The organism is Halochromatium sp. NSM3 (genome assembly GCF_059621085.1).
In genome coordinates this window covers 52,323-75,637 of the sequence record NZ_JCAQIA010000008.1, presented here as the reverse complement: position 1 = coordinate 75,637, position 23,315 = coordinate 52,323, and the positions used below count along the sequence as shown (strand labels likewise).

The following is a 23,315-nucleotide window of genomic DNA, read 5'->3' as shown; positions in this document are numbered from 1 at the left end:
TGGGCGCCGCCCGCCACCGCCGCGCTCGAGGCCACCGCAAGCGTTGGCGACGCCGCCGGCTTGACCTTGATCAGCGTTCCTGTGCGGCACGGCGCCAGCCAGTGGCGCTTCGGGCTAAACTTGCGCGGTTTCCCGAATCCAACCGACCCAGACGTGAAGCCCTGAATCCAATGATAGAGCCGGCCTCCTCCGCTACGGCGAACCGACCCGAGCCCTCAGCCATCCTTGAGGTTCTGCACCCGATTACCTGGTTTCCGCCGATGTGGGCCTTTGCCTGCGGCGTGGTCTCCTCGGGTGCTTCGATTGCCGAGCATTGGCTGTTATTGCTCGCTGGCGTCATCCTCGCCGGTCCTCTGCTCTGCGCCACCAGCCAGGTCGTCAACGATTGGTACGACCGCGATGTCGATGCCATCAACGAGCCCAATCGCCCCATCCCCTCGGGGCGGATTCCAGGCGATTGGGGCTACAAGCTCTCGATCGCCTGGTCCCTGATGTCGCTAGCCCTGGCGCTGGTGCTCGGTCCCTGGGTATTCGCCGCCACCGTCGTTGGCCTGCTCCTGGCCTGGGCCTATAGCGCGCCACCGCTGCGGCTCAAACAGAACGGCTGGTACGGCAATGCTGCGGTCGGCTTCTCCTATGAAAGCCTCGCCTGGATCACCGGCGCGGCAGTCATGCTCGGCGGCGCCATGCCGGACTGGCGCATCCTTGCCCTCGCCGTGCTCTATGGGCTCGGCGCCCACGGCATCATGACGCTGAACGACTTCAAGGCGATCGAAGGCGATAAGCAGATGGGCGTGCGCTCGCTGCCGGTGCAGCTCGGCGTGCGCGGCGCGGCCTGGGTCGCCTGCATCGTGATGATCGTGCCGCAGCTGGTCGTCGTCGGCCTGCTGTTCTCTTGGGTGCAGCCGGTGCATGCGGCCACGGTCGCCGCCTTGGTGATGGTGCAGATCACGCTGATGGTTCGCTTCCTCGAAGACCCTGTCGCCCGCGCCACCTGGTTGAGCGCGCTCGGCGTCACGGTCTATGTCAGCGGCATGATGGTGAGCGCCTTTGCCGCCCGCGCGGTGATCGTCGCCAGCGCCTAGTGGCCAGCCCTCGTTGCCGGCTCTCGTTGTCGGCCTCCAGCGGCTAACCGTTAGCGCACCGCGTCCCCCACTCCAACAACAGATAGACCCCAAAGGTGAGACTGATGGCGAATTCGCAGACCTATGACGCAGTCGTCGTCGGCGGCGGCCCGGCCGGCGCCACTGCGGCCACCGATTTGGCCAAGCGCAACCGCAAGGTGCTGCTGCTCGACCGCCCCGGACGCATCAAGCCCTGTGGCGGCGCGATCCCGCCGAAGGCGATCGAGGAATTCGAGATCCCCGACGAGCAACTGGTCGCGAAGATCAACTCGGCGCGCATGGTGGCGCCGAGCGACCGCCATGTCGACATGCCGATCAACGGCGGCTATGTCGGCATGGTCGATCGCGAGCCGTTCGACGAATGGCTGCGCGAGCGCGCCGCCGGCGCTGGTGCCGAGCGCCGTAACGGCACCTTCACCCGCGTGCTGCGCGACGAGGACGGCACCGCGCTGGTCGAGTTCCGCCCGGCCGAGGCCAGCGATCGCAACGCCACCGAGACGGTCCGCGCGCGCGCGGTGATCGGCGCCGACGGCGCCATGTCCTCGGTCGCCAAGCAATGCGTGCCCGGCGCCAAGGAGCTGCCGCATGTGGCCGCCTATCACGAGATCGTGCGCTCGCCGGCGCCGACCACAGGCAAAGGCCTGCATGACTTCGACCCGGCCCGCTGCGACGTCTACTATCAGGGCAAGCTCTCGCCCGATTTCTATGCCTGGATCTTCCCCCACGGCGAGACCACCAGCATCGGCGTCGGCACCGAACTCAAGGGCTTCTCATTGCACGACGCGGTCGACCAACTGCGCAAGGAGACCGGCCTCGATCAGTGCGAGACCCTGCGCCGCGAGGGCGCGCCGATCCCGCTGCATCCGCTCAAGACTTGGGACAACGGCCGCGACGTCGTCCTCGCCGGCGATGCCGCAGGGGTGGTCGCCCCGGCCTCGGGCGAGGGCATCTACTATGCGCTGGTCGGCGGCCGTCTCGCTGCTGATGCGGTCGAGGAGCTACTGGTCACTGGCGACGCCAAGGCGCTCGCCAACGCGCGCAAGCGCTTCATGAAGGCCCATGGGCGCGTGTTCTGGATTCTCGGCATCATGCAGCGCTTCTGGTACAAGAGCGACAAGCGCCGCGAGCGCTTCGTCAGCCTCTGCGACGACCCCGACATCCAGCACCTGACCTGGGAGGCCTACATGCACAAGCGCCTGGTCAAGGCCAAGCCTGCGGCCCACCTGCGCATCTTCCTCAAGGACATGTCCCATCTGTTGGGCATCGTCTCGCCCTGGCAGAAGACCCCCACCACGCCGACCGAGTCCACTAGGACCGCTGACTGAGTCCAGAATAGCCGTCGGAGACTGTCCTCCTCGCCCCTTCCTGGCGACAGTCTCCACGCCCCCGCAGGTTCTTCCTCCGCCCGCCCAGCCTGTCCATCCAGCCAGTCCAACGTGCGCCCAGCCGGCCCTCTGGCCAAGCCAGACGGCGAGCGTGCGCTAGGGGCATGCCGGCTCCGCCCCGCCAGACACCGCTCGATCCGCTAGACGCCGCCCAACCCGCCAGACGAGGACTCCAGGACGCCGGCCGCCCCTTGCCGGCAAGCGCCCAGCAAGCGCCCAGATAGCGCCTGGAGTCGTTCACCTGCCCCCCAGACCAGAACTCCCAGACCCGAAGCGCCCTGCCCCCGGGCTTAGCGATCACCTCTGTCCGGCCTCACAAGTGTCAACCTAGCGATTGTCAGCCGGATCTTACAGCCGAGAAAAATAAATCTTTTCCTTTTATTACAGATAGTTACCAACAAAAAGCCGGGGCAAAAACAGAAACTCAAAAAGAATCTGTACATTTGGGTTGACATTTATAGCTGTCAGACTAAACTGACAACCATGGAAACACGCACCGGCAAACGGAAAGGCCTCCGGCACCGCCGGTCGTACAGTTCGATTTGACCTGATGTCGAGTCGATTCCCGTCGCACGCACAGGTGCGGCACTGTCATCAAACCCTTAACGGAGGGTATGTAAATGGCTGACATGAAGAGCCTTTCGGGCCTCACGCCTGAGCAAGCAAAAGAATTCCACGAGCAGTTCAAAGTGACCTATACCGCTTTCGTTGGTATCGCCGCCGTTGCTCACCTGCTGGTTCTGGTCTGGAACCCCTGGTTCTGAGCGCCGCCTTCCCACTGAACTGAACATCGCTAGAGGATTTACTCATGTTCCAAGACGTCTTCGACTACAAGCCAAGAGAACAGGACTACCGCATTTGGCTCGTTCTGAACCCAGCCGTTTGGTTGGTTCCGATCCTGATGTCCGTGTTCGTGCTTGGCATCCTGATCCATGCCTTGCTGTTCTCGGTGAGCCCATACGGCGAGTACTGGGGTGCTGAAGCAGCACCTGCCGTTGAGGCTGCTCCGGCACCTGCCGCCGAGTAAGAAAAGACTATTTTTCGACAACTGTCATGTACAGTGTCGTGACCCAAGCCCTGGATTATCCAGAGGCACCCACAATCGTTCAGGAGTCAATCAATGGCCGAACAAGCTAGCCTCTCGGGCCTTTCCCCCGATCAAGCAAAAGAATTCCACGAGCAGTTCAAGGTGACCTACACCGCATTCGTCGGTATCGCCGCCGTTGCTCACCTGCTGGTTCTGGTCTGGAAGCCCTGGTTCTGATCATTCGCTGATCAATACCTGCTTCAACCATACAACTGAATCTCTGAAAAAGAGGGTTTAACAATGGCCGAAATCCAAAAACCAAAAAATCCTGAAGACGACTGGAAGATCTGGCTGGTCCTGAATCCTGCCACTTGGCTGGTGCCGATCCTGATGTCCGTGTTCCTGCTCGGCATCCTGATCCATGCCCTCCTCTTCTCCGTAAGCCCTTACGGTGCATACTGGGGCGGTTGATTAGATCAACCCGATGCTCGGTGGCAGGCTGATCGTTCAGCTGCCACCGACCGCTGATCAGACAAGAGTCAGCTTCTGGCTCGACTGATCAGCCGCGATCGTAGGATCGCACTGAGCGCCGGCTCCGCAGCCCTCGCCCATCCCTTCCAAGGGAGATCGCGAGTGGACACGGGGTCGGCGCCAGCGTTTGGGGAAGGGGAAACCCGTGGGAGGGAGAAACCCGAGCGCCTACTTCAGCGCCTTGGGTCGGAGCAGGGTCAGCAGGATCGCGCAGCCGGGCTCGAGCACGCGCCAGTCATTCGGCATCTCCAAGCGCGCCAGCGCTGCGGTCGGCAGCAGCTTGCCATCCTTGGGCTCATCGAGTTCGCCATCGGTCAGATGCCTGAGCAGGGTTTCGAGCCCCGGATTATGTCCCACCAGCAGGACCGACGCCGGCGCCTGCGCATGGGCCGCAAGCACCTGCAGCAAATGCCCCAGCTCCGCCTCGTAGATCGCTGACTCCCAGCGAATATCACGCTTATCGTAATCAAGCCCTTTGCAGACCTTAAGCGCGGTCTCGCGCGCGCGCTCGGCCGGCGAACTCAGGATGAGCCCCGGAACCAGCCCTTCTCGATACAACCATTCACCGATGCGCGGAGCATCTCGCCTGCCTCGTTTGGCGAGCGGACGTTCGATATCGGAGGCGGCGTCGCTATCCCAATCGGACTTGGCGTGTCGCAGCAACAACAGCTCGCGAGCCATGGAGGACCATCATGGGGAAGAAGGAGGAATAGCGAGGCGCTTTTTAACACAACCGTAACCAAAAACAAAATCCCGGCGCCACGCCGATGCCTTAGCCACGCTCGGAGAGGAGCCGATCGATCATCGACTCGGCTTGGCGTAGGTAGCCGCCGCCGAACAGGTTGAGGTGATTGAGGATGTGGTAGAGGTTGTAGAGCTGCTTGCGCACCGCGTAGCCGGGACTGAGCGGCCAGGACTCCTCGTAAGCCGCGCGAAAGTGGCCACCGAAACCGCCAAACAGCTCGGTCATCGCCAGATCGGCTTCGCGATCACCGTAGTAGCAGGCGGGATCGAAGATCACCGGTTGCCCACCCGCCGCATAGCCAAGATTCCCACCCCAAAGATCGCCATGCAGCAGCGACGGTGACGGGGCATGGTCGAGCAGCACCGAGAGCCCCTCTCGCAAGCGCTCGCCACGCTGTTGCAAGCGCCCCCGATAACCATTGCGCGCCGCCAACTCGAGCTGAAAACTGAGACGCTGCTGGTCCCAGAAGCTGGGCCAGTCGTCGTATTCCCCGTTCGGTTGCGGGGTGGAGCCGATGGTATTGTCGCGGTCCCAGCCGAAGCGCGCGCGCGTGGCGCGATGCATGGCGGCCAACTGCCGACCGGCGGCCGCAGCATCGCCACGCGCGCCGCCGAGATCGATGTGCTCCATGGCGATGAAGGCCTGATCACCAACTAGGCCGGTGCAGACCGGCTCGGGAACGCGGATGCTGTGGGTCGCCGCCATCTCGGCCAGGCCTGCGGCTTCCGCCTCGAACATGGCGAGCAGATCGGCGCCATTGAGCTTAACGAAGACGCGTTGCTCGCCCTCGCTGAGAACGACGGCCTGGTTGATGCAGCCCCCGCCAATGCGTTGCGGACGCCCGGGCTCGAAGGCCCTCCCGCTCGCCGCGCTGATCTGCTCCGCGATGGCCTGCCAATCCGTCATAACACCTGATCCTGCTAGCCTGATCCTGCGAGCGCCCACTCAGGCCGCCGCTGGCAGCCGCCTGAGCAATGGGCTCGTGCGTGGAAAGTGCGCCCGCAGAAAGGCCATCTGGTCGGCCAGCACGTTGCGGCCCATCAGATAGATATACTCGACATGGGTCGGTGTAAACGGCACCGCAAGCAGTTGCATCCCTGCGTCCTCGGGCGTGCGACCGGCCTTGTAGTTGTTACAGCGCACGCAGGCCGAGACGACGTTGTTCCAGTCATCGGCGCCGCCGCGACTCACCGGCCGCACATGGTCGCGCGAGAGATGGCGCGAGGAAAAGCGTCCGCCGCAGTAGAGACAGAGGTGATCATCGCGCTGGAACAGGGTGTGATTCGAGAGCGGCGGCACATAGTCATCGCTTAGCTTGGTCGGCCCGTGCTGGGCGCCATGGGTGGCGATGATCGAGTGGATCTGCAATTCGGTACGCGTTCGGGTGCGGGCATTGATGCCGCCACGCAGCAAGAGCATGGGATGACCGCAGGCGTAGGCCACCTGACCCAGGAAGTAGAGTCTGGCGGCGGCTTTGTAATCGATCCACTCCAGTGGCATACCGGCAAGATCGGTGCGCAGGACCTGTTGGCTCAGTGACAACATAGCTCGGAACCCTGGGCTCGGGATCGAAAGATTCGACAGCGACCAAACCGTCGCGGCAATCATACACGCTTGCTGATTTCGGGCAAGATGCGAGGCTCCGCATCACACACCAGCGAATCAAGGAGAGCCATTCTTGGCGATCGTTCAAGTGGCCGTTGCCGCCCCCTTAGCCGAGGTCTTCGACTACCGACTGCCAACCGAGATGGCGGACTGCGCGCTTGGTCAGCGTGTGCTGGTGCCCTTTGGCCGCAGCCGCCGCGTCGGCATGATCGTCGCCCGCAAGGACCGCTCGCCGATCGCGCCCGAGCGGCTCAAATCGGTCGAGTGCTGCCTCGACCGGGAACCGTTGCTCGGCGCTGAGGATCTCGCGCTGATTCGCTGGGCCGCCGACTACTATCGGTGTCCGCCGGGCGAGGCTATCTTCAGCGCCCTGCCCGCGCGCCTGCGCCGGCCCGTGCCAAGCGCTCCCGCGCCAAGCGATGATGCTGTGCCCTTCGAACCCGCGCCCAGCCCGACACTCAACGCCGAGCAGCAAGCCGCCATCGCCGCCGTCCACGGCACGCAAGGCTTCCAGTGTTTCCTCTTGGATGGGGTCACCGGCAGCGGCAAGACCGAGGTCTATATCCGCCTCATCAGCGCGGCGCTGGAGCGCGGCCGGCAGGTGCTGGTGTTGGTGCCCGAGATCGGCCTCACGCCGCAGCTGGCGGAGCGCTTCGCGCAACGCCTCGACACCGAACGCGTGGTGCTGCACTCCGGGCTCGCCGAGCGCGAGCGCGAGCGCGCCTGGCAACGCGCCGCGCGCGGTCAGGCGCGGCTGATCCTCGGCACGCGCTCGGCGATCTTCACGCCACTGCCAGACTTGGGGCTGCTGATTGTCGACGAGGAGCATGATGTCTCGCTCAAGCAGCAGGATGGCTTCCGCTACTCGGCGCGCGATCTGGCCGTGCGCCGCGCCCAGATCCGCAACTGCCCGGTGCTGCTAGGCTCGGCGACCCCCTCGTTGGAGACGCTGCGCAATGCCGAACGCGGGCGTTATCAGCATCTGCATCTGCGCCGGCGTGCCGGCGGCGCCAAGCCGCCGCGCTTCCTCGTCGTCGATGTGCGCTCGCAACACCTGATCACCGGTCTCTCGCATGCCTTGCTAACGCGCATGACGGAGGTGATCGAAGCCGGCAATCAAGTTCTGCTGTTTCTCAACCGCCGCGGCTTCGCACCGGTGCTCACCTGTCACGACTGCGGCTGGATCAGCGTCTGCCTGCACTGTGACGCACGCATGACGCTGCACCGCGATCGTGGCCTGCTGATCTGCCATCACTGCGGTGATCAACGCGCCTTGCCGGTGCATTGTCCCGAGTGCGAATCGCCCGATCTGCGCCCGCTCGGGCAAGGCACCGAACGCGTCGAGGATAGCCTGCGGCAGCGTTTCCCAGGCATTCCGCTGGCGCGCATCGATCGCGACAGCACGCGCCGCAAGGGCGACCTTGAGCGCCTGCTCGCCGCCGCGCGCGATGGCGCCTATCCGCTCCTGCTCGGCACGCAGATGCTGGCCAAGGGCCATCACCTGCCCGGCGTGACCCTGGCCGGCATCCTCGACCTCGACCATGGACTCTATGGCAGTGATTTTCGCGCCACCGAGCGCATGGCCCAACTCCTGATCCAGGTCGCTGGCCGGGCCGGGCGCGCCGAGCAGCCCGGTACGGTGATGCTGCAGACGCGTCACCCCGATCATCCGCTCCTGATTCGATTACTGCGCCAGGGTTACGGCGCCTTCGCCGCCGCCGCGCTGGCCGAGCGTGCCGAAGCCGCGCTGCCGCCGTTTAGCTTCCAGGCCCTGCTGCGCGCCGATAGCCGGGTCGAGCAACAGGCGCTCGACTTCCTGCGAGAGGCGCGCGCGCAGGTGCTCGCGCTCGACCCCGAACCAGTGCAAGTCTGGGGACCGGCACCAGCGAGCATGGAACGCCGCGCCGGGCGCTTCCGCGCTCAGCTCCTGTTGCAATGTGCTCAGCGCGCGCCACTGCATGCATTGATCGACCGCTTACTGCCCAGCCTGCGCGCCCTGTCGAACACGCGCAGGGTGCGTTGGAGTCTCGATATCGACCCGCAAGAGAGTCTTTGAAAGACGCTCGTTGGCACGCCGCTATCACCGATCGTACCCACGACGCGCTCGAACCCATCCGACACCGCCCTTTCAGGCGCCCTTTCGGAACCGGGGCCTGCAAGGGATAATTCGCTCTCAATCATCGACCTCAGCTCGACCAGATGCCCACTGCTCGCCCAACCAACACGCCCTCATCGATCAGCGTCGGGATCAGACTTCTCAGCCTGCTGTTCTTCATCCTCTACAATCTCATTGGCATCGGACACAGCCTGCTCTCGCTCGCCGTTGCCCCCTTGCAAAGCTTCGAGCAGCGCTATTGGTTCGTGAACCTTTGGACGCGGGCTACCATGTGGCTGTTGCAGCGCTTGAACGGGGTCAACATCGAGGTCGAAGGCATTGAGCACATCCCCAAGGACCGTCCCGTGGTGGTGATGTGCAATCACCAAAGTCAATGGGAGACCTTCTATCTGCAGCTCCTCATCTCACCTCAATCCACCATCCTCAAGCGAGAACTCTTGTGGGTGCCCTTCTTCGGTTGGGCGCTGACACTGTTGAAGCCCATCGCGATCGATCGCTCCAAGGGCTCGCAAGCGCTCAAGACCCTGCTGCGCGTTGGCCAGACACGTCTCGCCGACGGCATCAGCGTCGTGATCTATCCGGAGGGAACACGGCAACTGGCGGGCACCATTGGCAGTTTCAATGTCGGCGGCGCCATGCTCGCCGCGCGCGCTGGCGTCGAGGTGCTGCCAATGGTGCACAACAGCGGCGACTGCTGGCCCAGCCGCTCGTTGCTGCGGCTGCCCGGAACCATCCGCTTGCGCATTGGGGAACCGCTTTCGGTCGTCGGCAAATCGCCAAAACAAATCACCGCCGAGGCCAAGACCTGGATTCAGCAGCATTATCCCGGCACGCTAGCAGCCACCAATGCCTGATCCCGGTCGCCGACGCTTGGCAGCGGCGAGCGCATTGCGTTAGGGCGACTGAGGCGCGTCGCGAGCTGCGCGCGCCAAGATGCGATCGAGCGCATTCGCGAACGCCTGACGATCCGCTTGGCTAAAGGCCGGAGGCCCGCCGGTATCCAGGCCGCTGGCGCGCATGGTATCGAGGAAGTCGCGCATATTCAGTCGCTGACGCACGGTCTCCGGCGTGAAGGCCTCGCCGCGTGGGCTCAGTACCTGGCAGCCCTTGGCGACCAGCTCGGCCGCCAACGGGATATCCGAGGTGATTACCAGATCGCCGGCCCGCGCCTGAGCGACGATGTAATCGTCGGCGACGTCGAAACCGGCACCCACCCGCACGGTCCTGATCCGCGCCGAGGACGGCACCTGCAACGGCTGGTTGGCAACCAGCGTGAGCGCAAAACCCACCCGATCCGCAGCGCGATAGAGAATCGCCTTGACCGGATTCGGCGTGGCATCGGCATCGACCCAGATCTGCATCCCCTTACCTCCCATACTCCCGCGCTGTGACCCATGCTGTGATGCGCGCTCGTCGATTCTTCTCAGCCGAGCATGCAAGCTGCGCTATACTGTGATGTTGCCCGGCGTGCAAGCCCCTCCTCGCGCGGCTGCACCCGTCGGTCTGCTCATTCTCTCTCCCGTTCCTTAGGCCGTTCTTTCATGTCCGACTCCTCTTCCACCCCGAGCTTCGCCGATCTCGGGCTGCCCCCTGCCCTACTCAGCGCGCTCGACGCCGTTGGCTACGAGACGCCCTCGCCGATCCAGGCCGCGACCATCCCGCACCTGCTTGCCGGCAGTGATCTGCTTGGCCACGCCCCGACCGGCACCGGCAAGACCGCCGCATTCGCGTTGCCCTTGCTGGCGCGCATCGACCTCGCCCAGCGCACGCCCCAGGTACTGGTGCTCACACCGACCCGCGAGCTGGCCCTGCAAGTGGCCGAGGCCTGTCAGCGCTACGCCAGCGCGCTCGGGGGCTTTCAGGTGCTGCCGATCTACGGCGGCTCCGATTATGGCGCCCAGATCCGTCAGCTCAAACGCGGCGTGCATCTGGTGGTCGGCACCCCAGGGCGCATCATGGACCACATGCGCAAGGGTACCCTGCGCCTCGATGCACTGCAGGCGCTGGTGCTGGACGAGGCCGATGAGATGCTGCGCATGGGCTTCATCGACGATGTCGAGTGGATCCTGGAGCAGACCCCGCCGCAGCGCCAGATCGCGCTGTTCTCGGCCACGCTGCCGAGCCAGATCCAACGTATCGCCCAGCGTCACCTGAACGAACCGAAGTCGATCAGCATCGAGGCCGCCACCGCGACCGCCGAGACCATTCGCCAGCGCTATTGGCTGGTGAGCGGGATGCACAAGCTCGATGCCCTCACCCGCATCCTCGAGGTCGAGCCCTTCGAGGGGCTGCTGCTGTTCGTGCGCACCAAGACCGCGACCACCGAACTCGCCACTCGCCTCGGCGCGCGGGGCTGGACCGCTGCGGCGCTGAACGGCGACATGCCGCAGCAGCAGCGCGAGCAGATGGTCGATCAATTGCGCAGCGGTGCGCTCGATATCCTGGTCGCGACCGATGTCGCCGCGCGCGGGCTCGATGTCGAGCGCATCAGTCATGTCGTCAACTATGACATCCCCTACGACACCGAGGCCTACATCCACCGCATCGGCCGCACCGGGCGCGCTGGCCGCGCCGGCGAGGCGATCCTGTTCGTCGCTCCGCGCGAGCGGCGCATGCTCGCCGCCATCGAGCGCGCGACACGCCAGCGCATCGAGCCGCTGACCCTACCCTCGACCGAGACCGTCAACAACAAGCGCATCGCCGATTTCAAGCAGCGTATCACCGACACCCTCGCCGCCGGCGAACTCGGCTTCATGCAGAGCCTGATCGAGCAGTATCAGGAAGAGCACGATGTGCCGGCGGTCGAGATCGCGGCCGCGCTGGCCAAGCTCTCGATCGGCGATCAGCCGTTGCTACTGACCGCCCCCGAACGGCCCGAGCGCTCGCGCGAGCGCCCCGAGCGCGGCCGCAGCCCACGCCGCGATGACGACGAGCGCCCGCGCCAGCAACGCCGGCCGCCGTCGAGCCCGGATCAGGGCATGGAGCGGTTCCGCATCGCCGTCGGGCATCGTAATGGGGTCAAACCTGGCAATATCGTTGGCGCCATCGCCAACGAGGCGGGGCTGGATGCGCGCCATATCGGCCGCATCGATATCCACGAGGAGTTCAGCCTGGTCGATCTGCCCACCGGCATGCCGCGCGAGTTGTTGCAGGATCTGCGCAAGGTTCGCGTGTGCGGGCGAGCGCTCGACCTCACGCGCAGCGAGCCCGGCGCGCCGGTGGAATCGGATCAAGGCGCCGACCGCCCACCGCGACCGAGGTCCGGCCCGCCCGGGGCCGATCGCGCCCGCCCCGCAAAGAAGCCCGTGAAGAAAAACAGATAACCGAGTTCGGTTTTGGGTTAGACTCTCGCACTTCGGGTGCCTGGACCGGTCGGCACCGCTCGCGACCATCCGCCATGCGCGGACGCGGTCGCCGAAAATCGCTTGAGCCGTTCGCCGCTCCCCCGCTCCGCAACCATCGACGGCGCTCCGCCATCGGCCCTAGGCCAATCGCGAGCCGCGCGAGAGCAGGGTTTTCGCTGACCCGCAAGCATTGCCGCTTAAGGCACTCATTCATCCAGCCCGGACCGGCTCCCGCCTCACTGAGGATGGGAGGGCCCATCTGGAGTCCAGAATCGCATGTCATTCGACACCCTTGGCCTGTCGGCCGAGCTCCTGCGCGCTGTTCGCGAGCAGGGCTATACCCAACCCACCCCGATCCAAATCAAGGCCATCCCGACCATCCTTAGCGGTGGCGACGTAATGGCCGCAGCGCAAACCGGCACCGGCAAGACCGCCGGCTTCACCCTGCCCCTGCTGCAGCGCCTGAGCACCCAGACCTCGCGCCGAACCGCCGAAAAACCCGGTGGCCAAGCAAGCGGCCAGGCAGGTAGACAGCCAGGCGGCCAATCGGCCAGACAGTCCAACAGCCGAGCATCCGCCGGGACACGCCGCCCGATTCGCGCGCTGGTGCTGACCCCGACCCGCGAACTCGCGGCCCAGGTGCAGGAGAGCATCCAGACCTATGGCCAATATCTGCCGCTGCGCTCGACGGTGATCTTCGGCGGGGTCAAGATTAACCCGCAGATCGATCAACTGCGCCGCGGCGTCGACATCCTGGTCGCCACACCGGGCCGTCTGCTCGACCATGCCGGCCAAGGTACGGTCGACCTCTCCCAGGTCGAGACCCTGATCCTCGATGAAGCCGACCGCATGCTCGACATGGGCTTCGTCAACGACATCAAGAAAGTGCTGGCACTACTGCCGCCAAACCACGCGCGACAGAACTTGCTGTTCTCGGCGACCTTCTCCGATGACATCAAGCGCCTCGCCGAACGGCTGCTGAACAACCCCGAGCTGATCGAGGCCGCGCCGCGCAACACCACCGCCGAACGCATCGACCAAGTCGTCTACCCGGTCGATCGCCATCGCAAGCGCGAGCTGCTGAGCCACATGATTGGCGCCAACGACTGGCGCCAGGTGCTGGTGTTCACCCGCACCAAGCATGGCGCCAACCGGCTCGCCGAGCAGCTCGAGACCGACGGCCTCAGCGCCGCCGCGATCCACGGCAACAAGAGCCAGGGCGCACGCACCCGCGCGCTCGCCGGCTTCAAGAGCGGTGATGTGCGGGTACTAGTCGCCACCGATATCGCCGCGCGCGGGCTCGATATCGATCAGCTCCCGCACGTGGTCAACTACGAGCTGCCGAATGTGCCAGAGGACTACGTGCATCGGATCGGCCGCACCGGCCGCGCCGGTCGCGAGGGCCAGGCCGTGTCGCTGGTCTGTGTCGACGAGCACCGGCTACTGCGCGACATCGAGCGTCTGCTCAAACGCGAGGTGCCAAAGATCATCCAGCCTGGCTACGACCCGGACCCCAGCATCCCGCCGGAGCCGATCAAGAATGGCCGCAGTGGACCGCGTCCCGCAGGTGCCGGTGGTCGCGGCGCGGGTGGCCGTAGCGCGGGTGGACGCAGTGCTACGGCCCCAGGGCAACGGCCGCGACGCGCTGGCGCAAGCAGCGGCAGGGCGAGCGCTGGCACCGGCGAGGGCAGTCGGGACGACAGCCGTGCCGCCAGCAGCGGTCGGGGCAACGGCAACAGCGCCGATGATCAAGCCAGGCATCACTCGGCGGGCGGTCCCGGCGGCCAGCGCGCTTCGGGGGCCTCGGCATCGACGCCGGGATCAGCAACGGCCAAACGCGGTCACGGACGGCGTCAGAGCACCGATAGCAGCCGCCCGAGCAGCCACCGCCATCCGCGCCGCGCTCGCACGCAAGAGACGGCGGCACTGCTCGGCGGCGGTCGCGACGACTGATGCGACCAGCGCCAAATTGACCCTCCAGGCCAGCGCTGAGAGCAAAAAACAGCTGGCCAATCTGATCGCCGAACATTCCAACGGACATGGACATGCAATCTCAGTGAGCCATGGCCGGCTCACTCGAGCGCCAGGGCGAACGCCGAGGCGCCAAATATCGCCTGCGCGCCACTTCGGTACCCGAGACGCAAGCACGCCCGATTGACCCGATCAGCGCTCCTTGTCACGAATGGAGAATAGAGATGACCACACAGTATTACGAAGCTGTCGCTGAGGTGCCGCAGGACCATTGTCTGAAATTGCGCCTCCCGCCAGAGATTCCTGTCGGACCTGTCAGGGTCGCGGTTATTTTCGAGACACATGCTGAGCGCGAACATAACGACGACACCGTCAAGCGCCTGCTCGCGGCGATGCCAGATGTTGGCGAAGATGCGGATTTTGCCCGCCCATCAGACTACGGTCGGGATGTTCCAGAGTGGGATTCCTGATTGATACAAATGTGTTGTCGGAACTGCGCAAGAAGAAGCGAGCCCACCCTGGCGTGCAGCGATGGTATGCCAACGTTCGGAGCGAGGATCTCTATCCCATGCCTGCCAATTCGCGCCAGAGACCTCCTGCGAACGCGGCAATCGGTACCTGGACCGCTCGGTGCTGATGAACACATTCGCCGCTCGGGAACCGCGTTTTTCGACTGACGGGAAACCCCAATGCTCAAGATCAGCGCGACCATCCAGATTCCGGAGCAAGAGCTACAGGAGCGCTTCGTGCGCTCCCCAGGGCCAGGCGGTCAGAATGTCAACAAGCTCGCAACGGCGGTCCAGCTCAGTCTGGACTTGACGTGCTCGCCATCGCTGCCGGAGCCAGTGCGTGCGCGTCTGCTCGCCAGCGGCGATCGGCGTATCGACCGCGACGGCGTGCTGACGATTCACGCCCATCGCTTTCGCACTCGTGAGCGCAATCGCGCCGATGCCCGGACACGACTCGTCGCAGTGATTGCGCAGGCGAGCGTTGCGCCGAAGCTGCGTACGCCAACCAAACCCACGCGCTCCGCCAAACGTCGTCGTCTTGACGAGAAGGTACGGCGGGGGCGCATCAAGTCGATGCGTCGGCCGGTCTCCGATACCGACTGACGGGAACCTCTGCACGCAGCCAGGAGCACTGCACGCGGGCCGTCAAATCCCGACGCGCGGCCAACGCTGATGAACCGACCAGCAGCAGCTGGACACTCGCATCTGGCGAGCCTGCCGTCGTTTCCGTATCCTTGCGTTATTGATCGATCGCCCAATTGCGACCAGCCAGGCTAGCCGATCGCGACCCCAGCAACACTGGGCTTGCCGGCAACGCCTGACCCGCTTTGCAAGACGAGACCCCATGAAGCAACACATCCAAGGATTGGTGCGCGCTGCGCTCGAGCAGCTGATCGCCCAAGCCATCCTCGATCCCGCCACCTTCAGCGACGGGCTGCCGGAGCCGCAGGTCGAGCGGACCCGTGACGACAGCCATGGCGACTTCGCCACGAACACCGCGATGGTGTTGGCCAAACGCGCCCGCAACAAACCGCGTGAGCTGGCCGAGCGCATCGTCGCCGCCCTGCCAACTTCCGCGTTCGTCGAGCGCGTCGAAATCGCTGGCCCCGGCTTCATCAATTTTCACCTTGCCGCCGATGCCTTCCATGCCCAGGTTGCCGAGATCATTGCCCAAGGCCCGGCCTTTGGGCGTTCCCGGATCGGCGCCGGCAAACGGGTGCAGGTCGAGTTCGTCTCCGCCAACCCGACCGGGCCGCTGCATGTCGGCCATGGGCGCGGCGCCGCCTATGGCGCCGTGGTCGCCGATCTGTTGGAAGCGGTCGGCTTCGATGTGCATCGCGAGTACTACGTCAACGACGCCGGGCGGCAAATGGACATCCTCTGCGCCTCGGTCTGGCTGCGCTATCTGGAACTCTGCGGCGAGGCATTGAGCTTCCCGAGCAACGGCTACAAGGGCGACTACGTCTGGGACATCGCCGCCAGCCTGCACCGCGAGCATGGCGATGATTACCGGGTTGCCGCCGACGCGGTGCTGGCCGGTCTGCCCGCCGATGCAATCGCAGGCGAGCCGAACGGCGACAAGGAGGCGCACATCGATGGGCTGATCGCCAACGCCAAGCGCCTGCTCGGCGATAACCGCTATCGCTTCGTGTTCGAGCTGGGACTCAATACCATCCTCGACGATATCCGCCAGGATCTTGGCGAATTCGGCGCCCATTATCAGGAATGGTATTCGGAGCGCACGCTCACCGAGAGCGGCGCGGTCAACCGCGCCATCGAGCGCCTGCGCACCGCCGGCCATGTCTACGAGCAGGCCGGCGCGCTTTGGTTCCGCTCCAGCAGCTTTGGTGACGAGAAGGACCGCGTGCTGGTGCGCGAGAATGGCCAGACGACCTATTTCGCCTCCGATATCGCCTATCACATGGACAAGCTCGAGCGCGGCTTCGAGCGCGTGATCGATGTCTGGGGCGCCGATCATCACGGCTATGTGCCGCGCGTGAAGGCGGCATTGACCGCGCTTGGCGACGAGGCCGATCGGCTCGATGTGCTGCTGGTGCAGTTCGCGGTGCTCTATCGGGGTGGCGAGAAGGTGCAGATGTCGACCCGCTCCGGCGAGTTCGTCACCCTGCGCCAACTGCGCAAGGAGGTTGGCCGCGACGCGGCGCGCTTCTTCTATGTGATGCGCCGCTGCGAGCAGCACATGGACTTCGACCTCGATCTGGCCAAGAGCCAGTCCGCCGACAATCCGGTCTATTACTGCCAATACGCCCATGCGCGGGTCGAGAGCGTGCTCCGCCAGGCTGCGGACAAGGGCATCCTGGTTGAGCCGAGCCATGGCACCACGCACCTCGATCGGCTCGGCGAGCCGCATGAGCTGGCCTTGCTGAAGACCCTGCCGCGCTATCCCGAGGTAGTCGAGGCCGCCGCGCTCGGTCACGAGCCGCATCTGCTCACGACCTATCTGCGCGAGCTGGCCAACGCCTTTCATACCTATTACAACGCGCATCCGTTCTTGGTCGATGACGATGCACTGCGCGATGCGCGCATCAAGCTGATCCTTGCCGTGCGTCAGGTGTTACGGAACGGCCTGGGGCTCATCGGTGTCTCCGCACCAGAACAGATGTGACCGACACTGCAATGCCTAAAGACTACCGTCGCCCGACCCCGCCCCCTACTCCGACCTCGCGCCGCCGCAGCAGTCGCCGTGGCACCTGTGCCTTTTGGTTTCTGCTCGGTGGCCTGCTTGGCGCCTTCGGTGTTGGCTACGCCTGGATGACCCATGTGCCGACCGCATCCGGTCCGGGCAGCGAGCAGGCGACGACCCGCCCGCCGGCGAATCCGCCGCAGGAGCGCACCTTCGACTTCTACAGCCTGTTGCCGGAAGAAGAGGTGCTCGTCCCCGATCAAGAGGACACCGAGCCGCCAGCCCTACCACCACCAGCACCACCGTCTAGTGGCGATCAGTCTCCAGCCGCCAAGCCGACACCGAAGCCGGCTGAAACCGCAGCCGCAACGCCAGCGCCCCGCGCGACACCAAGCGCGGCGCCCAGTCCAGCACCCAGCTCAGCACCAACCGCAGCTCCCAGCGACGGCCGGGGCACCTACTTGCTCCAGCTCGGCTCCTTCCGCAGCAGCGAGGATGCCGAGCGGCTCAGGGCACGGCTCGCGCTGAAAGGCATTCAGACCAGTCTCCAGACAGTAACCATCGACAATGGCCAGACCTATCATCGCGTCCGCACCTCCAGCTATGAAAAATCGCAGGCCCAGGCGATGCGCGCCAAACTCGCGGATGAAGGCCAAGAGAGCATCATGATCCGCACGCGTTAACAGCTCGCAGCCCCTGTCCGCGCCGCAAGGTGTAAACTCAGCGTTATCTTGAAAGCCGTCTCAGTGATCCTCCTCGATGTCTGACGATAAGACCACCCATTTCGGTTACCAGGAAGTCCCGGTCAAGGAGAAGGCCGAGCGCGTGCGCGCGGTGTTCGACTCGGTCGCCTCGCGTTACGACCTGATGAACGACCTGATGTCGATGGGCATCCATCGCCTCTGGAAGCGACGCACCATCGAACTTGCCGGCGTGCGGCGCGCTCAACGCGTGCTCGATCTCGCCGCCGGCACCGGCGATCTGGCCGAGCAGTTCTCACGCATCGTCGGCCCTTCCGGCAGCGTGGTGATGTCCGACATCAATCAGGCGATGCTAGAACAGGGGCGCGAGCGGCTGATCGATGCCGGCGTCGTTGGCAATCTCGATTATGTGCTGATCGATGCCGAGAAGATCCCCTTCGCCGACGACAGCTTCGACTGCGTCACCATCGGCTTCGGCCTGCGCAACGTCACGCACAAGCAGTTCGCCTTAAACGAGATGTTCCGCGTGCTGCGCCCTGGCGGTCGCGCCCTAGTGCTCGAGTTCTCGCATCCGAGCGCCAAGCCGTTGGCCAAGGCCTACGATCTCTACTCGTTCTCGGTGCTGCCGACGCTGGGTCGCTTTGTCGCCGGCGATCCCGATAGTTATCGCTATCTGGCTGAATCCATTCGCATGCATCCAGACCAAGAGACCCTGCGCTCGATGATGGAGCAGGCGGGGCTGGAACGCTGCGAGTTCTTCAACCTGACCGGCGGCATCGTCGCCATCCATCGCGGCTATAAGTTGTGAGTACCGATACCCAGACCCACCATGCTGGCCTGACGCTGCCCGCTGCGGTGCTGGCGTCAACGGAGGCCCTGATCAACCGCCTCCTCGCGCTTGATCCCGAGGGCGCGGCCGGGCTTGCCAAGGTACAAGGGCAGGTTCTGCGGATCGAGCTGAGCGGATTCGGACTGCACCTGCATGTCGTCCCGGAGGGCAACGCCTTGCGTCTGTTCGGTGACTATGCCGCCGAGCCCGACTGCCTGGTGCGCGCCACCCCGGCGGCGCTGCTGAGCATGGCGCTGGCCGAGCATCGCGAGGACGAGGTCTTCAGCGGCGCGGTCCAGATCGAGGGCGATAATGGACTGGCCCAGACCATCGGCGATGTGATCAAGGGCCTGGATATCGACTGGGAAGCGCAACTCGCGACCCTGGTCGGTGACAGCCTCGCGCATCGCATCGGCCAGCAGGCGCGCGCTAGCGGGCGCTGGGCCGAGCGTCATAGTCAGACGCTCGACTCCGATCTGCGCGAATACCTCATCGAGGAAGGCCGCTTGTTGCCAAGCGAGACCGAAATGCAGGGCTTTCTGGGTGGTGTCGACCGACTGCGGGATGATGTGGAACGACTCGAGGCACGCGTTGAGCGGCTCACGCGCCGCCTTGACCAGACGCCTGGTCCAGATTCAGCCCCAGATCCAGCCTAATCTTCTCCGTCCAATACCCTGCCTAACAGGATCCAGCCGCCAAGCCTGTCATGTTTCGTCTCTCGCAGTCGCTGCGGCTGCTCCATATCAATGTGGTGCTCCTCCGGCATGGTCTCGACGAGGTCATCGTCGCGACCAAGCTGTTCCGACCGCTGCGCTTTTTCCTCTATCTCGCGCCCTGGCACTGGTACCGACGTGAACTGCCCGCCTATCCCGTGCGTGTGCGCCTCGCGCTCGAGGAACTTGGGCCGATCTTCATCAAATTCGGCCAACTGCTGTCGACGCGGGTCGATCTGCTGCCGGAGGAGTTGGCGGTCGAGCTGGCACGGCTGCAGGACCGTGTCCCCCCTTTTCCTGGCCCCGAGGCCCGCCGCCTGATCGAGAAGGCATGGGGGCAGCCGGTCGAAACCGTGCTCGACGAGTTCCAAGAAGTGCCGCTCGCCAGTGCCTCAATCGCGCAAGTCCACACGGGACGCCTGAAGACTGGCGAAGCGGTCATCGTCAAGGTGCTGCGACCGGACATCGAGCGCATCATCCGCCGCGATGTCGATCTGATGCTCACCTTCGCGCACCTGGCGCAGCGCTATTGGCCCGACGGGCGTCGACTGCGCCCGGTCGAGGTGGTGCGCGAATACGAGAAGACCATCTTCGATGAACTCAACCTGCAGCGCGAGGCCGCTAATGCCTCGCAGTTGCGGCGCAACTTCAAGCATAGCCAATTGCTCTACATCCCCGAGGTATTCTGGGACTGGACCCGGCCCAACGTGATGGTGATGGAGCGCATCTACGGCACGCCGGTATCGCAGGTGGAGCGGCTCAAACAGCAGGGCATCAGCATGCGCCTGCTCGGCACCCGCGGCGTTGAGATCTTCTTCACCCAGGTGTTTCGCGATAACTTCTTCCACGCCGACATGCATCCCGGCAACATCTTCGTCGAGGAGTCCGGGCGCTACATCTCGGTGGACTTCGGCATCGTCGGCAGCCTGACCAAGGAAGACCAACGCTACCTGGCCGAGAACCTGCTCGCCTTCTTCCGCCGCGATTACCGCCGCGTCGCTGAGCTGCATGTCGAGTCCGGCTGGGTGCCACGCGGTACCCGGGTGGAGGAGTTCGAGTCGGCCATCCGCACCGTCTGCGAGCCGATCTTCGAGAAGCCCTTGTCGGAAATCTCGTTCGGCGGCTTCCTGGTCAACCTGTTCCAGACCGCGCGCCGCTTCGAGATGGAGATTCAACCGCAGTTAGTGCTGCTGGAGAAGACGCTGCTCAATATCGAGGGGTTGGGTCGTCAGCTCTACCCGCAGCTCGACCTCTGGACCACGGCCAAGCCGTTCATGGAGCGCTGGATGCGCGAGCAGATCGGCCCGCGCATGCTGGCACGGCGCTTCGCGCACAACTGGCCGGCGCTCGCCGAGCGCCTACCGGATATCCCGGTGGCGGTGAACCGCATCATCGACCAGCTCGAGCATCAGGCCGCGCTCTATCCCGAAGGCGGCAGTCGCGGCCTGACGGCGCTGACCACCCAGGTCAAGACCAACCACGCGCGCACCACCGCGACGCTGAGCGCACTCGCCCTCGCCGGGCTGGCGACGGCGCTGATTCTGGTTCCCCTACCTAGCGCCCCGCTCCCGATGCTCGCCCCCGGCGCCGCGATCCTGATGCTAGCAACCAGTCTGGCCATCCTCTGGCGCCAGCTGCTCGGCTCGAAGGAGCGCTAGTCGCGCCGCGCGATCCTCCTCGCGATCAAGGATCAAGCGACCCGATGCGGCCCGCAGCGGCGTTCGACGAACAGACTGTTGCCCGCTTGCTGCTTGGCCATGTGTTTCGCATCCGCAGCCATGGTCGCGACATCGTGGAAGGATTCACAGCAGTTTGGATCGGGCCGCACCGCTCCCAGCGAGAGGCTGAGAAAGGGAAAGAACACCCGGGTGCCCTGGCGATCCTCGCCCCAGAGGCCGCCGTTCTCGCGGTCTGTTGCGTTGTAGAAGCCCGGCGCCTGCGCCTCGAAGGTTGAGAGGATGCGCCGGCAACGCGCCTCCCAGTCGTCATCCTCGAACAGGACCACGAAATCATCGCCACCGACGTGGCCGACGAAATCGCCGAGCGTGCCACATTCGCTCAGTAACAGCGTCGCCACCGCGACGATCACCTCGTCGCCCTTGCTGTAACCATAGGCGTCGTTGAACGGCTTGAAGTTGTCCAGATCCACGTAGACCACCACGAACGCACGCCGCTTCAGCAGCATATCGTTGATCCGTTGATTGATCGGGACGTTGCCCGGCAGGCCGCTCAACGGATTGGCATGCCGCGCCGTCTGCAGTTGCAAGGCGGTGATCTCGCGCAGCAGATCGACCATATAGCCAACCCCTAGATAGCGGCCGTTGCGCGTGACGAGGAAGTCCGTCTGGGCATTGCTCTGGTTGTAATCAGTGAGCTTCTGACTGACCTCACTGATGGGTGTGTCGTGTTCGACCATCACCGGCCTGGTATCCATGAATAATCGGATCGGTTTTCGGCCGTGTAGATCGCGCCCGTAGCGGCTGAGGAATAGATTCATAAAGTCCATTCGCCGCACAAGTCCGAGGGGCTTGCCCTTTTCCACCACCGGCAGGGTCTGCAGTTGGCGGGTGGCATGAAAGACTTCCCCGACCTCCTCAACGCTATAGTCCGAGCACACGGGCGGGATCTCGGTCGCCAGTCCGGCGACCGTCGCCGTATGCGCTTCGCCCAGGCCGACATCGGATTCGGCGCCGCCGCAAAACAGCTTTTTGCGCAGCCGCCTCTTCGGCTCTGGATCGAGCGCGCCGATATAGGCGCCCTGGAGGAGCGGGATACCGAGCGCCTCGGCGACGCGCAGATCCTTCTCGGTGTCGATCCCTTTCGCGACGACCAGCGCATTGAAACGCCGAGCGATATCCAGGGTGGCGCGGGCGAAATCATGGCTGTGCACTGGCGTATGCAGCACTTCGATCTGGCCGCGCCCCAGTTCGATATAGTCCGGACGCAGTGCCTGCACGGCGAGTAGCGCGCCATGACTGTCGCCGAATCCGCACAGCGTAAACTGGATGCCCAGCGCGCGCAGATCGGCAAACAGTCGACTCAATGCCTTCAGGCTTGAATGGGCGCGGTACTCGGAGAGCCCCAGCACGAGCTTGTCCGGCTCCAACCCAGCGTGCGTCAAGGTTTTATGCAGCCGATCAGCGGAAAAGCCGGGGTCGTAGAGCGCCTCCCGCCTGACCCGATAGAACAGCTTACCGCCGAGTCCTTGCGCCTGGAATTGTTTGGCAAGGCTGCTGAGGGCCGCCAGCGTCAGCTCCGCCGAGCGCCCACAGTGCTCGGCCACGCCAAACAGCGTCAAGGGTAAACGGAGCTGGCTGTCGGTGGGTCCACTGACCTGGCCTCGGTAGCCATGCGGGTCGCGCAGACGCAATTCGGCAATTGGCGCGAAGGCGGGCGTCAGCGATTGCCGCGCTAAGACCTGATCCAGATCCCGAACGGAGGCATCATCGATATAATCGCCCGTGCTTGGATCATCGCAAAGCGCATGGCCCAGCCGCGTATTGGTGGTGTCGTCGGGTAGGCTCAAATGAGGGTGGTCCATCACGGGAACGACATTTTGCTACCTTAGCAGAGCTGAGTGTCACTTTAGTGACCGCAGGCACCTGCGGGATATACTGAACACTGCGCCACGTTCATGAGGGCCGGACATTGCGCTTCTGGCCGGCCTTCTCGAGTTCCTCGAGATAGGTCTGCCAGAGTTCCTCTTGGTTCTCGCCGAGCTTGTAGAGGTATTCCCAGGAATAGATGCCGGTGTTGTGTTCATCATCGAAGAAGAGACAGACGGCATAGTTGCCGACCGGCTCGATCCGATCGATGTTCACATCTTCCTTACCCATTTGGAGCACACGTTGCCCCGGCCCGTGCCCTTGCACCTCGGCCGAAGGCGAATAGACGCGCAGGAACTCCACCGGCATGGTGAAGTGCCGGCCGTCGTCGAAGCTGATCTCCAGGACGCGCGAGCTACGATGTAGATTGAATTCGGTTGGGGTTGGCATGAGGACTCCTTGCTGTGAACCAGATCGCTCTGGGTGGGTTGCGCTAAACGTGGGGTTGCACAGGCCAATATCGAAG

General features: G+C 64.4%; 22 protein-coding genes and 1 pseudogene. 17 read left to right on the top strand and 6 right to left on the bottom strand.

Going from position 1 to position 23,315, the window contains the following annotated elements:
- The first annotated feature begins 170 nt into the window (after positions 1–170).
- The 6 genes from chlG (at position 171) to pufA (AC54T3_RS05415) (ending at position 4,007) form a co-directional block, all read left to right on the top strand.
- Positions 171–1,085 carry a chlorophyll synthase ChlG gene (gene chlG, locus AC54T3_RS05440; protein ID WP_496623000.1) on the top strand — a complete coding sequence of 305 codons (915 nt, stop codon included), beginning with the start codon at positions 171–173 and terminating at the stop codon, positions 1,083–1,085.
- Between the two features lie 104 nt (positions 1,086–1,189).
- Positions 1,190–2,449 carry a geranylgeranyl diphosphate reductase gene (locus AC54T3_RS05435; protein WP_496622998.1) on the top strand — a complete coding sequence of 420 codons (1,260 nt, stop codon included), beginning with the start codon at positions 1,190–1,192 and terminating at the stop codon, positions 2,447–2,449.
- Positions 2,450–3,129: 680 nt separating this feature from the next.
- On the top strand, positions 3,130–3,273 hold the full coding sequence (gene pufB, locus AC54T3_RS05430; protein WP_496622996.1) for a light-harvesting antenna LH1, beta subunit: 144 nt from the start codon (positions 3,130–3,132) through the stop codon (positions 3,271–3,273).
- 44 nt (positions 3,274–3,317) lie between these two features.
- Entirely contained in the window at positions 3,318–3,536 is a 219-nt protein-coding gene (gene pufA / locus AC54T3_RS05425; RefSeq protein ID WP_496622994.1) for a light-harvesting antenna LH1, alpha subunit, read from the top strand.
- Positions 3,537–3,629: 93 nt separating this feature from the next.
- Positions 3,630–3,773, top strand: a complete 144-nt coding sequence (pufB, locus tag AC54T3_RS05420; protein ID WP_496622992.1) for a light-harvesting antenna LH1, beta subunit — start codon at positions 3,630–3,632, stop codon at positions 3,771–3,773.
- A 63-nt stretch (positions 3,774–3,836) separates the two neighbouring features.
- The gene (gene pufA / locus AC54T3_RS05415; protein WP_496622991.1) at positions 3,837–4,007 is read left to right on the top strand and encodes a light-harvesting antenna LH1, alpha subunit; all 171 of its coding nucleotides are present in this window, start codon (positions 3,837–3,839) and stop codon (positions 4,005–4,007) included.
- Positions 4,008–4,235: 228 nt separating this feature from the next.
- Here the strand turns inward: pufA (AC54T3_RS05415) and AC54T3_RS05410 are convergent, their stop codons facing one another.
- The 3 genes from AC54T3_RS05410 to AC54T3_RS05400 all read right to left on the bottom strand — a co-directional run bounded on the left by AC54T3_RS05410 (position 4,236) and on the right by AC54T3_RS05400 (position 6,357).
- Complete coding sequence (locus AC54T3_RS05410; protein ID WP_496622989.1) at positions 4,236–4,748, bottom strand: SixA phosphatase family protein; 513 nt, start codon at positions 4,746–4,748, stop codon at positions 4,236–4,238.
- Positions 4,749–4,839: 91 nt separating this feature from the next.
- The gene (locus tag AC54T3_RS05405) at positions 4,840–5,718 is read right to left on the bottom strand and encodes a fructosamine kinase family protein (protein WP_496622987.1); all 879 of its coding nucleotides are present in this window, start codon (positions 5,716–5,718) and stop codon (positions 4,840–4,842) included.
- A 39-nt stretch (positions 5,719–5,757) separates the two neighbouring features.
- On the bottom strand, positions 5,758–6,357 hold the full coding sequence (locus tag AC54T3_RS05400) for an HNH endonuclease (RefSeq protein WP_496622985.1): 600 nt from the start codon (positions 6,355–6,357) through the stop codon (positions 5,758–5,760).
- A gap of 133 nt (positions 6,358–6,490) precedes the next feature.
- On the opposite strand from AC54T3_RS05400, the gene AC54T3_RS05395 reads away from it, so the two are divergent.
- A complete protein-coding gene (locus AC54T3_RS05395; protein ID WP_496622983.1) occupies positions 6,491–8,473 on the top strand; it encodes a primosomal protein N' in 1,983 nt (660 codons plus the stop codon).
- A gap of 143 nt (positions 8,474–8,616) precedes the next feature.
- Positions 8,617–9,387 (top strand): lysophospholipid acyltransferase family protein, encoded by a 771-nt coding sequence (locus AC54T3_RS05390; RefSeq protein WP_496622982.1) that lies wholly within the window; start codon positions 8,617–8,619, stop codon positions 9,385–9,387.
- Between the two features lie 39 nt (positions 9,388–9,426).
- On the opposite strand, the gene AC54T3_RS05385 is transcribed toward AC54T3_RS05390, so the two are convergent.
- Complete coding sequence (locus AC54T3_RS05385) at positions 9,427–9,894, bottom strand: YaiI/YqxD family protein (RefSeq protein ID WP_496622980.1); 468 nt, start codon at positions 9,892–9,894, stop codon at positions 9,427–9,429.
- A 180-nt stretch (positions 9,895–10,074) separates the two neighbouring features.
- Between AC54T3_RS05385 and AC54T3_RS05380 the strand changes: the two genes are divergently transcribed.
- The 9 genes and pseudogenes from AC54T3_RS05380 (at position 10,075) to ubiB (ending at position 20,902) form a co-directional block, all read left to right on the top strand.
- On the top strand, positions 10,075–11,856 hold the full coding sequence (locus tag AC54T3_RS05380) for a DEAD/DEAH box helicase (RefSeq protein WP_496622978.1): 1,782 nt from the start codon (positions 10,075–10,077) through the stop codon (positions 11,854–11,856).
- 297 nt (positions 11,857–12,153) lie between these two features.
- A pseudogene (locus tag AC54T3_RS05375) lies at positions 12,154–13,599 on the top strand (DEAD/DEAH box helicase); the annotation flags it as partial.
- A gap of 473 nt (positions 13,600–14,072) precedes the next feature.
- Positions 14,073–14,318, top strand: coding sequence for a hypothetical protein (locus tag AC54T3_RS05370; protein WP_496622976.1), 246 nt, complete (start codon positions 14,073–14,075; stop codon positions 14,316–14,318).
- Positions 14,319–14,537: 219 nt separating this feature from the next.
- Positions 14,538–14,960 carry an alternative ribosome rescue aminoacyl-tRNA hydrolase ArfB gene (arfB, locus tag AC54T3_RS05365; RefSeq protein WP_496622974.1) on the top strand — a complete coding sequence of 141 codons (423 nt, stop codon included), beginning with the start codon at positions 14,538–14,540 and terminating at the stop codon, positions 14,958–14,960.
- Between the two features lie 241 nt (positions 14,961–15,201).
- Positions 15,202–16,983, top strand: coding sequence for an arginine--tRNA ligase (argS, locus tag AC54T3_RS05360; RefSeq protein WP_496622972.1), 1,782 nt, complete (start codon positions 15,202–15,204; stop codon positions 16,981–16,983).
- An 11-nt stretch (positions 16,984–16,994) separates the two neighbouring features.
- Complete coding sequence (locus AC54T3_RS05355; RefSeq protein ID WP_496622971.1) at positions 16,995–17,684, top strand: SPOR domain-containing protein; 690 nt, start codon at positions 16,995–16,997, stop codon at positions 17,682–17,684.
- Positions 17,685–17,760: 76 nt separating this feature from the next.
- Positions 17,761–18,510: a bifunctional demethylmenaquinone methyltransferase/2-methoxy-6-polyprenyl-1,4-benzoquinol methylase UbiE gene (ubiE, locus tag AC54T3_RS05350; protein ID WP_496622969.1), complete on the top strand. Its 750-nt coding sequence runs from the start codon at positions 17,761–17,763 to the stop codon at positions 18,508–18,510.
- Positions 18,507–19,187, top strand: a complete 681-nt coding sequence (locus tag AC54T3_RS05345; RefSeq protein ID WP_496622967.1) for a ubiquinone biosynthesis accessory factor UbiJ — start codon at positions 18,507–18,509, stop codon at positions 19,185–19,187. The genes ubiE and AC54T3_RS05345 overlap by 4 nt, the downstream gene beginning before the upstream one ends.
- Before the next feature lie 50 nt (positions 19,188–19,237).
- Positions 19,238–20,902, top strand: a complete 1,665-nt coding sequence (gene ubiB, locus AC54T3_RS05340; protein WP_496622965.1) for a ubiquinone biosynthesis regulatory protein kinase UbiB — start codon at positions 19,238–19,240, stop codon at positions 20,900–20,902.
- 32 nt (positions 20,903–20,934) lie between these two features.
- Here the strand turns inward: ubiB and AC54T3_RS05335 are convergent, their stop codons facing one another.
- Together AC54T3_RS05335 and AC54T3_RS05330 are read right to left on the bottom strand one after the other, a co-directional pair.
- Positions 20,935–22,770 carry an EAL domain-containing protein gene (locus AC54T3_RS05335; protein ID WP_496622963.1) on the bottom strand — a complete coding sequence of 612 codons (1,836 nt, stop codon included), beginning with the start codon at positions 22,768–22,770 and terminating at the stop codon, positions 20,935–20,937.
- Between the two features lie 106 nt (positions 22,771–22,876).
- A complete protein-coding gene (locus AC54T3_RS05330; protein ID WP_496622962.1) occupies positions 22,877–23,239 on the bottom strand; it encodes a gamma-butyrobetaine hydroxylase family protein in 363 nt (120 codons plus the stop codon).
- Positions 23,240–23,315: the final 76 nt, after the last annotated feature.